At 45.3% G+C, this 14,637-nt stretch carries 16 protein-coding genes; 4 read left to right on the top strand and 12 right to left on the bottom strand.

All coding sequences use genetic code 11. The features are described 5' to 3' along the window. Nucleotides 1-40 precede the first annotated feature (40 nt). The 3 genes from R7Q39_RS08615 to deoC form a co-directional block, all read right to left on the bottom strand. Nucleotides 41-1,261, bottom strand: a complete 1,221-nt coding sequence (locus R7Q39_RS08615) for a phosphopentomutase (RefSeq protein ID WP_017820430.1) — start codon at nucleotides 1,259-1,261, stop codon at nucleotides 41-43. A 68-nt stretch (nucleotides 1,262-1,329) separates the two neighbouring features. Next, complete coding sequence (gene deoA / locus R7Q39_RS08610; protein ID WP_005380134.1) at nucleotides 1,330-2,658, bottom strand: thymidine phosphorylase; 1,329 nt, start codon at nucleotides 2,656-2,658, stop codon at nucleotides 1,330-1,332. Nucleotides 2,659-2,755: 97 nt separating this feature from the next. Then, on the bottom strand, nucleotides 2,756-3,532 hold the full coding sequence (deoC, locus tag R7Q39_RS08605) for a deoxyribose-phosphate aldolase (RefSeq protein WP_005380133.1): 777 nt from the start codon (nucleotides 3,530-3,532) through the stop codon (nucleotides 2,756-2,758). A gap of 90 nt (nucleotides 3,533-3,622) precedes the next feature. Here deoC and R7Q39_RS08600 point away from each other — a divergent pair, with 90 nt between their 5' ends. Then, nucleotides 3,623-3,757 (top strand): hypothetical protein, encoded by a 135-nt coding sequence (locus R7Q39_RS08600; RefSeq protein WP_005391675.1) that lies wholly within the window; start codon nucleotides 3,623-3,625, stop codon nucleotides 3,755-3,757. Nucleotides 3,758-4,115: 358 nt separating this feature from the next. Here the strand turns inward: R7Q39_RS08600 and R7Q39_RS08595 are convergent, their stop codons facing one another. From R7Q39_RS08595 to R7Q39_RS08570, 6 genes are all read right to left on the bottom strand, one after another. Beyond that, entirely contained in the window at nucleotides 4,116-5,399 is a 1,284-nt protein-coding gene (locus R7Q39_RS08595; protein WP_005380131.1) for a NupC/NupG family nucleoside CNT transporter, read from the bottom strand. A 204-nt stretch (nucleotides 5,400-5,603) separates the two neighbouring features. Then, entirely contained in the window at nucleotides 5,604-6,377 is a 774-nt protein-coding gene (locus R7Q39_RS08590) for a TatD family hydrolase (RefSeq protein ID WP_005380129.1), read from the bottom strand. Then, entirely contained in the window at nucleotides 6,364-6,561 is a 198-nt protein-coding gene (locus tag R7Q39_RS08585; protein ID WP_017635884.1) for a DUF5363 family protein, read from the bottom strand. The genes R7Q39_RS08590 and R7Q39_RS08585 overlap by 14 nt, the downstream gene beginning before the upstream one ends. 94 nt (nucleotides 6,562-6,655) lie before the next feature. After that, complete coding sequence (gene prfC / locus R7Q39_RS08580) at nucleotides 6,656-8,245, bottom strand: peptide chain release factor 3 (protein WP_005380123.1); 1,590 nt, start codon at nucleotides 8,243-8,245, stop codon at nucleotides 6,656-6,658. A 285-nt stretch (nucleotides 8,246-8,530) separates the two neighbouring features. Next, complete coding sequence (gene rimI / locus R7Q39_RS08575) at nucleotides 8,531-8,986, bottom strand: ribosomal protein S18-alanine N-acetyltransferase (protein WP_005386430.1); 456 nt, start codon at nucleotides 8,984-8,986, stop codon at nucleotides 8,531-8,533. Nucleotides 8,987-8,998: 12 nt separating this feature from the next. Further along, nucleotides 8,999-9,397, bottom strand: coding sequence for a DNA polymerase III subunit psi (locus R7Q39_RS08570; RefSeq protein WP_005386429.1), 399 nt, complete (start codon nucleotides 9,395-9,397; stop codon nucleotides 8,999-9,001). 159 nt (nucleotides 9,398-9,556) lie between these two features. Here R7Q39_RS08570 and R7Q39_RS08565 point away from each other — a divergent pair, with 159 nt between their 5' ends. Continuing rightward, nucleotides 9,557-10,003, top strand: a complete 447-nt coding sequence (locus tag R7Q39_RS08565; RefSeq protein WP_064368743.1) for a hypothetical protein — start codon at nucleotides 9,557-9,559, stop codon at nucleotides 10,001-10,003. A 62-nt stretch (nucleotides 10,004-10,065) separates the two neighbouring features. Here the strand turns inward: R7Q39_RS08565 and R7Q39_RS08560 are convergent, their stop codons facing one another. From R7Q39_RS08560 to R7Q39_RS08550, 3 genes are all read right to left on the bottom strand, one after another. Then, on the bottom strand, nucleotides 10,066-10,569 hold the full coding sequence (locus R7Q39_RS08560; RefSeq protein WP_017820425.1) for a GNAT family N-acetyltransferase: 504 nt from the start codon (nucleotides 10,567-10,569) through the stop codon (nucleotides 10,066-10,068). Beyond that, nucleotides 10,553-11,080, bottom strand: a complete 528-nt coding sequence (locus R7Q39_RS08555; RefSeq protein ID WP_085569851.1) for a ubiquinone anaerobic biosynthesis accessory factor UbiT — start codon at nucleotides 11,078-11,080, stop codon at nucleotides 10,553-10,555. The genes R7Q39_RS08560 and R7Q39_RS08555 overlap by 17 nt, the downstream gene beginning before the upstream one ends. Before the next feature lie 89 nt (nucleotides 11,081-11,169). Then, nucleotides 11,170-11,403 (bottom strand): hypothetical protein, encoded by a 234-nt coding sequence (locus R7Q39_RS08550; RefSeq protein ID WP_053306749.1) that lies wholly within the window; start codon nucleotides 11,401-11,403, stop codon nucleotides 11,170-11,172. 40 nt (nucleotides 11,404-11,443) lie between these two features. On the opposite strand from R7Q39_RS08550, the gene R7Q39_RS08545 reads away from it, so the two are divergent. Continuing rightward, nucleotides 11,444-13,483, top strand: a complete 2,040-nt coding sequence (locus R7Q39_RS08545) for a bifunctional diguanylate cyclase/phosphodiesterase (protein ID WP_005380112.1) — start codon at nucleotides 11,444-11,446, stop codon at nucleotides 13,481-13,483. Nucleotides 13,484-13,616: 133 nt separating this feature from the next. Next, nucleotides 13,617-14,630: a ubiquinone anaerobic biosynthesis protein UbiU gene (locus tag R7Q39_RS08540; RefSeq protein ID WP_005380110.1), complete on the top strand. Its 1,014-nt coding sequence runs from the start codon at nucleotides 13,617-13,619 to the stop codon at nucleotides 14,628-14,630. Nucleotides 14,631-14,637: the final 7 nt, after the last annotated feature.

Genomic DNA, 14,637 nt, shown 5'->3' with positions numbered 1-14,637 from the left:
TAGGAGCAATCGAGCTCCTAGTTTTCAAAAACCTAACTAATTATAGGAAGTTCTTACCGTAATCCATTGGAGAAGTACCGAAGTAACTTGCCAATGTTTGACCGATATCTGCGAATGTTTCGCGGCGGCCAAGAGAACCAGCTGGTACTTTTTGACCATAAACCAATACTGGGATGTGCTCACGAGTATGGTCAGTGCCTGGCCATGTTGGGTCACAGCCGTGGTCTGCCGTTAGGATAAGCACATCGTCTTCTTCCATAATCTCTAGCACTTCGTTGATACGACCATCGAAGTACTCAAGTGCCGCTGCGTAACCCGCTACGTCACGACGGTGACCGTAAGCTGAGTCGAAGTCTACAAAGTTAGTGAATACGATCGTGTTGTCGCCCGCTTCTTTGATTTGCTCTAGCGTTGCTTCGAACAATGCAGGGATACCTGTCGCTTTCACTTTCTTAGTGATGCCGCAGTTTGCGTAGATATCAGCAATCTTACCAATAGAAACCACGTTGCCTTGCTTCTCATCAACGAGCTTCTGAAGAACCGTTGCTGATGGTGGCTCTACAGAAAGATCACGACGATTACCTGTACGCTCAAATTGACCTTTACCAGCACCAACGAATGGGCGCGCGATAACACGACCAATGTTGTAATCTTCTAGCTCTTCACGTGCGATTTGGCAAAGCTCTAGTAGACGGTCTAGACCGAAAGTCTCTTCGTGACATGCGATTTGGAATACAGAGTCAGCAGACGTGTAGAAGATTGGTTTGCCAGTCTTCATGTGCTCTTCACCAAGATCGTCAAGAACTTGAGTACCAGACGCGTGACAGTTACCTAGGAAACCGTCAAGCCCCGCACGCTCAAGAATGCGGTCAGTCAATTCTTTCGGGAAGCTGTTTGCTTTGTCAGTGAAGTAACCCCAGTCAAACAGAACAGGAACACCTGCGATTTCCCAGTGACCAGACGGCGTGTCTTTACCTGAAGAAAGCTCTGCTGCATGACCGTATGCACCAATGATTTCAGCGTCTGCGTCTAGTCCAGGTGCGAAGCGACCTGTCGATTCTTTATGCGCCATTGCCAAACCAAGTTTCGATAGATTTGGAAGGCGAAGTGCACCTTGGCGATTGTCGTTATCTGCTAAGCCTTTTTCACATTGGTCAGCGATGTGACCTAGTGTGTCTGAACCTACATCACCAAATTCTTTAGCGTCGGCAGTTGCACCGATACCGAATGAGTCTAGTACTAAAATAAATGCTCTTTTCATTGCTCGTTCCTTAGGCCCACTCGGCTTTTTATTATGGTTGAGTAGGCCTTGTGTAATTACTTGTTCTATTAGATATCTTCTGCACGAATTTGGCGGTAAACCTCTGGAGTTGGTGTGTATTCACCACCTACTTTGATTGCACTGCGCAGTGCTTTTGCCGCTTCTTCCCATTGCTCTTCAGTGCGAGCGTGGATGACCGCAAGAGGTTTATCACTGTCTGCGACCTCACCTAGGCGGATGAACTCGTCGAAACCAACTGCGTAGTCGATTTCATCAGTAGCGACTCGACGACCACCACCCATAGCAACCACAGCCATGCCGATAGCACGTGTATCCATTGCAGAGACAATGCCCGTTTCTGTTGCGTAAACTGGCTTGATGATTTCTGCTTTTTCTAAGTAGTTGTCGTAGTTTTCTACGAAGTCCGCAGGGCCGCCTAAGCCAGCAACCATCTTGCCGAAGCACTCAGCTGCTTTGCCGTTATCCAGCACTTCCATCAGTTTTGCGCGTGCGTCTTCTGTGTTCTCAGCAAGCTTGCCAAGTACTAACATTTCAGCACATGAAGCCATGGTCACTTCAAGTAGACGAGGGTTACGGTATTCACCTGTTAAGAAACGAACCGCTTCACGAACTTCTACCGCGTTACCCGCTGAAGACGCCAATACTTGATTCATGTCCGTAAGAATTGCCGTAGTCTTAGTGCCAGCACCGTTTGCTACCGCAACGATTGATTTTGCTAGCTCTTCAGACGCTTCGTAAGTTGGCATAAATGCACCTGAACCCACTTTTACGTCCATCACTAGCGATTCCAGACCCGCCGCCAGTTTCTTAGAAAGGATCGACGCCGTAATCAGGGAGATATTGTCTACCGTTGCGGTAATATCACGAGTCGCGTAAACACGCTTATCCGCAGGAGCAAGGTCACCAGTTTGACCGATGATCGCCACACCAGCGTCTTTGGTTACTTGACCAAAAACATCGTTGCTCGGCGTAATGTTGTAACCAGGGATAGATTCAAGTTTATCCAGCGTACCGCCTGTATGACCAAGACCGCGGCCAGAGATCATAGGTACGAAACCGCCACACGCTGCCACCATTGGGCCAAGCATTAAAGAAGTTACGTCACCCACACCACCGGTTGAGTGTTTGTCGACAATTGGACCACCGAAATTCATGTGGCTCCAGTCGATAACCATGCCCGAATCACGCATTGCACACGTTAAGGCGATGCGCTCATCCATGGTCATTTCATTAAAGAAAATCGTCATAGCAAACGCCGCAATCTGACCTTCAGATACCGTGTTGTTCGCTACGCCTTGAATAAAGAAGTTGATTTCATCGGCGGTTAGGACTTCGCCGTCACGTTTTTTACGAATGATTTCTTGTGGTAAATACATTAGTGCCTCCCAAGCTCTTTTGAGCCATGGTTGTAGTAGGATAGAAGAGGTTTGGTAGCACCCGTTTAGGTGCTACCGTTCAGACGTATTATTGGAATTAGTACGCTGTTGGATCAGCGACGTCGTCCGATACTTCTAATGTATTTAGTAGGTTGGTTAGCAGGCTAGACGCACCAAAACGGTAGTGACGAGCATCAACCCAGTTGTCACCTAGGATTTCGTCAGCCATTGCTAGGTATGCAGCTGCGTCTTCAGCAGTGCGCACACCACCTGCTGGTTTGAAACCAACAGTTTCTGCAACACCCATGTCGCGAATAACTTCAAGCATCATGCGAGCGTATTCTGGTGTTGCGTTTACTGGCACTTTACCAGTTGAAGTTTTAATGAAGTCAGCACCTGCTTCAATACAGATTTGAGATGCTTTCTTGATTAGTGCTTCTTCTTTTAGTTCACCTGTTTCGATGATCACTTTAAGAAGAATGTCACCACAAGCTTCTTTACATTGCTTAACTAGTTCGAAGCCTACTTTCTCATCACCCGCCATTAGCGCGCGGTAAGGAAAAACTACGTCAACTTCGTCTGCACCGTAAGCAACCGCCGCTTTTGTTTCAGCAACTGCGATTTCAATGTCGTCGTTACCATGTGGGAAGTTCGTTACTGTTGCAATACGAACCTCTGGCGTACCTTGCTCACGAAGTGTCTTCTTAGCAATAGGAATAAAGCGAGGGTAAATACAAATTGCAGCTGTGTTGCCTACTGCTGTTTTCGCGTCATGACATAGTGAGATCACTTTTGCATCAGTGTCATCGTCATTCAACGTAGTTAGGTCCATAAGTTTAAGTGCACGTAGCGCTGCTGCTTTTAAATCGCTCATTTCTATCTCCGATCAATATTCAAAAAATTCACTACTCAGCCTTACATCACGTCTTTAACTATAATCAACAAGTCGAGACAATGTGAGTAAATGGCTAAACAGTCTATTAATGAACGGACTTGGTTCCCTGAAGACTCGGCATATACAGCGAAAATTTATCATATGCCAATTGCTATCCTTGTCACCGCACAGTACCAGTTTGGCCTATGGCACAACAATCTATGATTGCGGTGTCTTTAATATCACATCACAAAGCAAAACGCCTATTAGATCTAATATTGCAGGGCAATTCATTTGCCCATCGATTATGTAATATTCATTACGTGATTAAGAATCAAGCTTAACCACTACCCTGTGATTAATACATTATAGAGTTTCACCGCAAAACTGTAGCACCAAATAGAGCGCAAACGGTTTGTATCTCAAAATTTCCTAGCCCCTATTCCATTGACTGCGTAATACCTCGACTAAGGCAAACACCCGATGAAATTTTGGAGCCCGAAAAACGAAAAATGCCCCGCAGCAATCTCTTGCTACAGGGCATGATGTAAAACGGCGTCTATATATTAAGAACCGATTCTAATTATAGTGCTGCAAGGCTTAAGCAGAAGCCTGCAATTGTCGCTGCCATAAGGTTAGACAACGTACCTGCAAGAACTGCTTTAACACCCATGCGAGCGATGTCACTACGACGGTTTGGTGCAAGGCTACCTAGACCACCAAGTAGAATCGCGATAGAAGAAAGGTTCGCGAAACCACATAGTGCGAATGAGATGATAGCTGTTGTCTTCTCAGACATTACTTCACCAGTTGCCGCGATTACTTGAGCGTTTTCACCTAGGTATGGTGTGAAGTTCAAGTAAGCAACGAATTCGTTCACTACGATTTTCTGACCGATGAATGAACCAGCTGTTACAGCTTCTGCCCATGGAACACCGATTAGGAATGCTAGTGGAGAGAACGCGTAACCTAGAATTAGCTCTAGTGTTAGTTCTGGCATGCCGAACCAACCACCGATGCCACCTAGCATACCGTTGATTAGCGCGATTAGACCAACGAATGCGATTAGCATTGCACCTACGTTAAGCGCAAGTTGTAGACCAGAAGCCGCACCGCCCGCAGCTGCGTCGATTACGTTAACTGGTTTGTCGTCACCGCCGTCCATCGCTTCTTCGATACTTTCGTGAGGCTGGTCAGTCTCAGGGTGAAGGATTTTAGCGAACAGTAGACCACCTGGTGCTGCCATGAATGATGCCGCAACTAGGTACTCTAGTGGAACACCCATAGATGCGTAACCAGCTAGTACACCACCAGCAACAGAAGCTAGACCACCACACATTACCGCGAATAGCTCTGATTGAGTCATTTTTGGAACGAATGGACGAACAACTAGAGGTGCCTCAGTTTGACCTACGAAAATGTTAGCTGCTGCTGACATTGATTCCGCACGCGAAGTGCCTAGCGCTTTTTGTAGTGCGCCACCAAGAATCTTGATAACCCATTGCATAACGCCAATGTAGTAAAGAACTGAAATCAGTGCAGAGAAGAAGATCAGTGTAGGAAGAACACGGAATGCGAAGATGAAACCGCCGCCGCCGAATACTTCGAACATCTTGTCAGAAACAAGACCACCGAACAGGAATGATGAACCATCGTTACCGTAGTTGATAACGTTAGAAACACCTGAAGAGAAACCGTTTAGTAGATCACGGCCCCAAGGTACATACAGAACAAATGCACCTAATGCGAATTGGATAGCGAATGCGCCACCCACAGTTCTAAAGTTGATAGCTTTTCGGTTGTTAGAAAATGCCACTGCAATCGCAAGAAGCACTACCATACCGATTAGGCTCATAAACAGGCTCATAGTTTATGACTTCCTTATAAGTTATTTATTGGCGTGTTACAAAATGGAGCTATAAAGCGGGGGCAATTATACTCATGCAGAATCAATTAAAGTAATGCCAGCCTCACACTTTCCTATAAGATTCATGATTGATTCAACCAGCTTTGTGAGTTAATTCACAATAAGCAGGAAAACGTTTTCGATTTCAAACCACATCTTTAGATTTTATTCACATATCGAGAAAGCAAAATTGCTATTTTTCCACAGTTGAGAGGCAATCGATTGCTTTCGGCCGTTATGCAACTCTACGAGCTCATTAAAGACGTGAATGAGTTTGGCTGGGTGATTTGACTCCCCTTGATATCCAAGTATAGGCATATCTGGTGCGTCTGTTTCGATTACTAGGTTTTCGAGTGGTAATTTTTGAATTGCGTCGCGTGTTTTCTTGGCTCTTGGGTAGGTAATCGTTCCTCCTACACCGATAAAAAAACCTAATTTGACCCACTCCATGGCTTGCTGATAACTCCCAGAAAAAGCGTGTAGCACACCACCTCTAGGGAGATTCGCCGCTTTCACCATTTGAATGAGGCGATTGTGCGCTTTTCGGCTATGTAAAATAACTGGGAGTTCGAAGCGTCTAGCCAGCTCAAATTGAACTTCAAGTATCTTTTCTTGCAACTGTGGATCAACATCAATGGCAAAATCTAAACCACACTCTCCTATTGCCACGCACTGCTGCCCTTTTTGATTTAGATAGCCTTCTAGCTCTGTAAGGTGCTGCTCAACGTTATCTTCAAGAAAATACGGATGAAAGCCGAGCGCATAATACAAATTGGCATGTTGCTCTGCCAAAGTTTGAATACGAGCCCAGTTTTGCGGACCGACGGAAGGAATCAAAATTCTTGCGACGCCTTGCGTTTGAGCAAGCTCAAGTTGATGCGCAAAGTCATCTTGAAACACATCAAAATCAAAGTGGCAGTGCGTATCAAAGAGCTTCATCTTGACGCTTTTTATCTGTATCTGCGGGCAGAAAATCAGGAGATCGTTGGGCTTCACTCTTCTCTTCAGTTTGGTGGGCAGGGTCTTTTCGATATGGGACGCAACTGCGTTTCTGGTCGGGGGTTAACCCCATTTCTTTACACCAATTGTCGTAACGCTTTAGCCCACGTTTAAACCAGTTCATATCTTATCCTTATATAAAAACGCCCTTGGCTAAGTTTATAGCCAAGGGCGTTTTAAAATCTAGTTTGCGTTAAGGCTTACCCTAACCGCGCAAATTAGTGCTCGCGCGTCGCACGGAAATCAACGTCAGGGAAACGCTCTTTCGCTAAGTTTAAGTTAACCATTGTTGGAGCGATATACGTTAGGTTATCACCACCATCCAATGCTAAGTTCGCTTGATTCTTGCGTTGGAACTCATCCAGTTTCTTCGCATCACCACACTCAACCCAACGCGCAGTTGCAACGTTAATGCCTTCATAAATCGCTTCAACGTTATACTCAGACTTCAAACGAGCCACAACAACATCAAACTGAAGTACACCAACGGCACCAACGATCAGATCGTTGTTCTGTAGAGGACGGAATACCTGTACCGCACCTTCTTCTGATAGCTGAACCAAACCTTTGAGAAGCTGCTTCTGCTTTAGTGGATCTTTCAGGCGAATACGACGGAATAGTTCCGGAGCGAAGTTCGGAATACCAGAGAACTTCAGTGATTCACCTTGCGTAAAGGTATCACCAATCTGAATAGTGCCGTGGTTGTGTAGACCAATGATGTCTCCGGCGTAAGCGTGTTCTGCACGTGCACGGTCACCAGCCATAAAGGTTACTGCATCAGAGATACTCACTTGCTTGCCAAGACGAACGTGGTTCATCTTCATACCTTGCGTGTAAGTACCCGATACAATACGCATGAATGCGATACGGTCGCGGTGTTTTGGGTCCATATTCGCTTGGATCTTAAATACGAAACCAGAGAACTTCTCTTCAGTCGCTTCAACTTCACGTTCAACCGCTTGACGAGTTTTCGGCGCTGGAGCCCATTCAGTTAGACCGTCTAGCATATGATCCACACCAAAGTTACCTAATGCAGTACCGAAGTAAACTGGCGTTAGATCACCGGTTAGGAACATTTCCAAATCAAACTCAGGGCAAGCACCCATAACAAGCTCAAGCTCTTCTCGAACACTTTCCGCAAGGCCTGCACCAACTTTTTCATCAAGCTCTGGGTTATCGAGACCTTTGATGATTCGAACTTCTTGAATCTCATGACCGTGACCTGATTCGTATAAAATCGTTTCATCACGGTGAATGTGGTACACACCTTTAAATTCTTTACCACAGCCGATTGGCCATGTAATTGGCGCACACATCATGCCCAACTCGTTTTCTACCTCGTCCAATACTTCCATTGGATCACGAACGTCACGGTCAAGTTTGTTCATGAAGGTTACGATTGGCGTGTCACGCAGACGCGTTACTTCCATCAGCTTACGTGTACGATCCTCGACACCTTTCGCCGCATCGATAACCATCAAACACGAGTCTACTGCCGTTAACGTACGGTATGTATCTTCCGAGAAGTCTTCGTGTCCAGGCGTATCAAGTAGGTTTACCAGACAGTCATTGTAAGGGAACTGCATTACAGAAGTGGTTACCGAGATACCACGTTCTTTTTCCATTTCCATCCAGTCTGATTTTGCGTGCTGTGCGTTACCACGACCTTTAACCGTACCTGCTTTTTGGATCGCGTTTCCGAATAAAAGGACTTTTTCAGTAATGGTGGTTTTACCCGCATCCGGGTGAGAAATAATAGCGAACGTTCTGCGCTTAGACACTTCGCCTAAAAAAAGGGGATTTGACATTAGTTAATCTTCTAAATTACTTTCATGCTCACAAAATAGGCAAGCATATCTACTATTCGATATTGTGCGGTATTCTCGCTTATTATCGCTGTGCTAGCAAACTGGAAAGATATGAACTGAATTTACTCGGCTCACCAGCCTTTACCTGCAACTAACAAGGGAAAGCCAGCTCCACACAAAGAGATGTAAAAATTCAAAAAATTATTATTACATATTCAAAAGCCTCGAATCCGGATACGCATTTAAAGCATAAGTGTTGATGAGGTAATTAGTAACGGCCTAAAACTAACTCAAAAATAAGTAACTCATGATAATGGCGTCTTCCTTACCATTTCCCGATTTAGCTGGGTAATAGTTGTAACGACGGTCCACTTCATTAAAACCTGCTTGCTCATAAATATGGATAGCTGGGTGATTACTTTCACGCACTTCTAACCAAGCACTCTCTGCTTTGGCTTGTTCACAGTGTTCAATAAACGCGTCCAGCAATTTTTGCCCTAGCCCTCTGCCCTGTTGAGAAGGCGCTACTGCAATATTTAATAGTGTCACTTCTCCAACAATATTCTGTCCATAGAAGTAACCAACCACTTGAGAGCCTTCCAGCATCACATGGTGGCAAGCACCGCGACTGGATAAGTCACGAACCAAAGATTCGGCCCAAGGGTGAGAATGTGCTTGCTGCTCGATTTGCCAAACTTGGTCGAGGTGCTCTGCACGCATCGGCGTAATTTCAATTGTCACGCATTAGCTCCGTTAAGAGTACGAACAGATTTGTTGCCACAATGCGCGGCGCTGTTCGTTATTACCATCAATATCTTGTAATAGTGGCGAGGTCAGGTGCTTTGCCTTGATGCTTTGATCAGCCTCACAGCCTGCAAACCACACCCACTCTAGCTGATGTTCACCCAGCATGGATAAGCGCTCAGGCTCTAGGTGTAGCGCATCATCAAGCGTGAGCTTAATGCTTTTTAATACGCGCTCAAACATCAATGCCGTCTCGTTTTCTGGACATATTGGCGATACCAATAGGAGTTTACATGAACTTTGCAAATCCAATAATGGCGATTGATAGCCTTCCAGTCTTTCAGGATGTACCAGCTCCCATGTGCTGATCCCCATTTCACGTAAATACTGTTTCTCGTTAATTGACATTTTCCGTCACCTATTTGAACGAGGGCAATCCTATCAAATTATCGCGATTATACCTAAAGGACTTCAAGGAACACCTGAACACAATGAGATGATTTGGATATTCCTGAACATAGCGTTTTGCCAACGGCCACACATTGGGTATGACATATGAGGTACATTATGAAATTCTTAAATACGCTACTGCTTTGCACACTGGTAGCCGCCACCAGCATGAGTGTTTTTGCTAATAACAGCGACGAGTGGGAGCTGATTGCAACGAAAGCCGTTAACTTTCATACAGAAACAGATACCGTGACACCAAATAGCTTATTCCGAAACCGAAGCTTCAGTAAAATAAAACTAAAATGTGTGCAAGGAACGGTAGACATTAATGGTTTAAAAGTCGTCATGACAGATGGTAGTGAGAAAAAGCTTTCCTCTATGGGCGTACTAACAAGCGGATTGTCGACTCGTGCCTGGAGCCTTCCAGGTACAAAAGAAGCCAAGCTAAAACGGATTGAAATGACTTACAGTAGCTGGGGAAGCACAAAACTTAGCCTGCTAGGGGTAAGTAAAAAAGCGAAAATAGAGGTCTGGGGCAAAAAGAAAAGTAACCAGTCATCCTAACCTCCCTATCTCAGTTTTCAGTGAATAAGAAAGAAGCCCACTTAGTCGTGGGCTTCTTTCATTTACAACTCAGAGAACTCTGGCGCATAGTCTATACGTCCGGAGCGTCCGGCACATTGACCTTCGACCAACTCTGCGATTCGAAATGCACCTTTAGGGACATCCCAAGCACATTCAAAGCCCATCTCGTCGCATGATTGAAAACCCTGGCGCGCGTAATAATCAGGATCGCCCAACACCACACACACTGGATAGCCAAAATCACGCAGTGAATCAAAACCTTCTTTGATCAACTCTGCAGCGATGCCTTGGCGACGGTAATCTTCATGAACAGCTAATGGCGCTAGCCCTTGCCATGACAAATCTTCACCATTTAAGGTCACAGGGCTAAATAAAGCATGGCCTATCACCTCTCCCTCATCTGTACACGCGACTAAGGAAAGCGTGAATTTGCTGTTTTCGCGCAAACGCATCACAAGCTCAGCTTCAGCTTCCGTCGGGAAGGCGTGTTTCAATAAGCGGTCAATGGTAAGAATGTCCGCTGGGGCTTCAGTTCGAATAAGCATTCGCTACTCCGGTTGGTTGTGCAGGCGCTTGAACTCCTTTCTGAACAAAATCAGCCAATTGATTCAAAGCGACTTGCATTGCTTTCGGTAACTGCTCTAAGTCGACACTGTCCATTAAGTTTTTCACTTCTAAGCCAAGCTCAGTATCACCTTCAATTGAAAGGCGACGTTGGAAGAACAGTGTGTCAGGGTCTTCTTTACGACCAGCAATCAGTACTAGGTCGTTTAGATTACCACTAAAACTCACATCTTCCTGAACTGGTTTTTCAGCTACCACCAATTTTTCGTCTTGATAGCTGATGTGCCATGCTAAGTTCAAGTCTTTAATCGCAACTTTTAACCACTTGTCTTCAAGGAACTCAAAGTCACCATCTTCCAAGGCTTCTTTAAACACCATTTTTAGCCCTTCCAGCAACGCTTTTTGCTGAATTGGCTGTGGTAATAACTGGACTGGAGAACGCAAAATATTAGCTGCGTTCTTTACTAGTTGACTGCGAATCTTGTTTAACACGTTCATTATCCGTTACTTTGTCATTAGGTTGCTTATATTAAGCAATCGTGGCGATGAGATTACTGTTATGTATCAATAAAGTGCTTATTTTAGATTGGTGGTTTATTGCTCACTAACGCTTCTTTTTTTGAACTTACGTGTATTATTGATGCGAACAGGTGGATAAACACTTTTACAACCGTATTTTCAAAGTTATAGTTATCTGAGCGTATCCATGTGATTGTCGACTGCACAGCTAAAACCGCGAGCCCTTTAATGGCAGGTAACACTTTGGCTTGGTGGTAGACCGCCGCAGGCTTATCAGGGTGTCGCTTTTTATACACGGACGAATAATCTGGCTCATTGGAGATCGGTAATACCCTAATGCCTTCCCAGCAATTAAAACATTGGTTTGCCACGCTAACCTCAAATAGCCCTTTCTTTTTTGCCATTCTTGATAAAAAACACAATTATCGAATGGTAAGTGACCGTTACTGCGATATCGCAGGTTTAAGTCATGAGGAAATCGTCGGCTTAAACGATTGCCAAGTGCTGGGTGAACAGTTTTATAAGAAGCTTGCACCATACTATCAGCGCGCGTTCAAAGGGGCACATGTCGAAGCCGAAATCACGCTCGATGAAACCGACCTTGAAACCAGTCTTCACTTTAGTCTTTCGCCAGTTTTTGAAGGTAACGACATTCGCTTTGTTGTTTTTCACGCTGTCGATACTTCAGAAAAGCAGATACTCGTTCGCTCCTTAGAAGAGTCCGAAAGTAAGTTTGCGAAGTTAACACAACTGCTACCAGACGGCTTACTGCTTATCGAAGATGATATTGTCATCTCTGCGAACCCCGCATCAGCGCGCCTTCTCGGACTTAACTCTCCTCATGAATTGTTGGGCGAAGAGCTAAGTCGTTTATTCATCGATGAAAACAGTAAAAAGGTATTTAGTCATCGATTGAGTACATTAATTTCTGACAAACCTTTTGTCTGCTTAACCAGCGCAAGATGCGGCTTTGAACGGAAAGTTCAGCTACACGCGGATTCCACGGCGATATTAGGTAGCGAATCTCAAATTATCCTAATCCAAGATGCTGATGATGCGCCCAAAAACCTGTCTTCTGCATCGAATGAAGACATACACATTGACTCGCTCACCAAACTCTACAACCGCTTTGGCTTCACCAAACGTTTGGAACAGCTGATCAAAAAGCAAACACCGCTTCTGGTGTTCTATTTGGATATCGATAACTTCAAAAACATTAATGACTCACTTGGTCACCATATTGGCGATAAAGTGATTCAAGAGGTATCGGCCCGTCTTAAACGGTTACTACCAAACCAAGCGATTATTGGTCATTTGGGTGGCGATGAGTTTGGCGTCATTCTGCCGGAGCCAGAAAATACCCGCATGGCTGAAATTTTATCCGATCGCATTATCTCGTTGATCAACCAACCTTTCGACTTGCACCACTTCAGCAAACGCCTTGCCTGTTCAATTGGTAGCGTTCGATACCCTGAAGACGGACAAGATGCGCGAATCCTACTACAAAATGCCGATACTGCGATGTATGAAGCCAAAGATCGTGGTAGAAATCGTCTGATCAAATTTAACGATCAAATGAACAAAGAAGCGCGTATGCGTTTGTGGCTTGAAATCGAATTGCAAAAAGCATTGCAGCAGAACGGTTTGGAAGTGTGGTATCAACCTAAGGTTAACGCGCGAGACTTCAGTATCAACGGCGCAGAAGCGCTCGTTCGTTGGAAGCATCCAGTCGAAGGGTACATTAGTCCTGGCTCATTCATTCCTGTCGCCGAGCGAGCTGGGTTAATCGAACACCTTGGACGTGTCGTGATGCGTGATGTTTTCAATACGGTAAAACGTTGGAAACAACAGGGCATACTGCCAGGCCGTGTCGCCATCAACCTCTCTCCCGAGCAATTTGGCAACCCACAGCTGATCGACTTTATGGAAAAGTTGCTTCGCACTACCGAGCTTGATCCAAGCTGCATTACCTTCGAGCTAACCGAAAGTGCCGTGATGAGTGATAGCGAACATACACTGCAAATGTTGAATGCGATTAAAAAGCTTGGCTTCGCTCTCTCTATCGATGACTTTGGTACCGGCTACTCTTCTCTTTCCTACTTAGCGCGTTTCCCTATTGACGAGCTAAAAATCGACCGCGCTTTTATTAATGATATCGACACACTACCGAAACAAGTCACTGTGATTGAAAACATCATTAATCTGGGTAAGTCGCTCGACTTAACTGTCGTTGCCGAGGGGGTGGAAACCCACCAGCAAGCTACTTTGCTCTCTAACCTTCAATGTAATGCGATTCAAGGATTCCATTTTTATCGCCCACAGCCAAAACATGAAATTGAAGAGCTGTTTGTACAGAATCGTCGTCACAAGAACTAACCCAGACCCGATACCCTTACTCGCAAGAGGTAAATATCGACTTTATTGAGCTAAACCTAACTTAGGTCAATTTCGCTATTCATAATTCTTCATAAAATGCGGACACCTTTTTATTCTCAATGATTGTGAGCATATGGAACTCTTGTGTCCCGCGGGTAACCTGCCTGCGTTAAAAACTGCGATTGATTGCGGTGCCGATGCCGTCTACATTGGTTTCAAAGATGATACCAACGCCCGTCACTTTGCTGGCCTCAACTTTAACGGCAAAAAGTTAGAAAAAGCGGTGCAATACGTTCATGACCGCAATAAAAAAATTCATGTCGCGTTGAATACCTTCGCTCATCCCAATGGCTTCGAGCGCTGGACGAACGCAGTAGACAATGCAGCGGCGCTGGGTGTAGACGCGCTGATTGTTGCAGACATTGCAGTGCTGGAGTACGCGGCTCGCAAATATCCCGATCTGGAACTACACCTTTCAGTACAAGCATCAGCGACCAACGTCGCAGCCATTGATTTTTACAAACAAAACTTCAACGTAAAACGGGTAGTACTACCTCGCGTTTTATCGATTCATCAGGTCAAACAGCTTTCGCGCAACATCACTAGCGATGTCGAGTTAGAAGTCTTTGCTTTTGGTAGCCTTTGCATCATGTCTGAAGGTCGCTGCTACCTATCGTCTTACATGACAGGCGAGTCTCCAAACACTGTGGGAGCATGCTCTCCAGCTAAGTACGTTCGCTGGCAAGAAACAGAAAATGGTCTGGAATCCCGCCTTAACGACATTTTGATCGATCGCTACAGCACCGGTGAAAATGCGGGCTACCCTACCTTGTGTAAAGGTCGTTTCGAAGCAGAAATCGAAGGCGAGAAAAAACGCTACCACGCACTGGAAGAACCAACCAGTTTGAACACCCTCTCTATGCTGCCAGAACTATTTGCTGCAAATGTGGCTTCTGTAAAAATTGAAGGTCGCCAACGTAGCCCTGCTTACGTAGAACAAGTCACTCGAACATGGCGAGCCGCGATTGACCGTTACCAAGCAAACCCAGAAGCTTACCAAGTCGAAGCGGCTTGGGATGCCGCATTGGCAAACGTGTCTGAGGGTACGCAGACCACACTTGGTGCTTATCACCGCAAATGGCAGTAGAGGTTAA

This window comes from Vibrio sp. 947, assembly GCF_033339115.1.
Classification (GTDB): Bacteria; Pseudomonadota; Gammaproteobacteria; order Enterobacterales; family Vibrionaceae; genus Vibrio; species Vibrio alginolyticus.
This window is presented reverse-complemented; position numbering and strand designations above follow the sequence as displayed.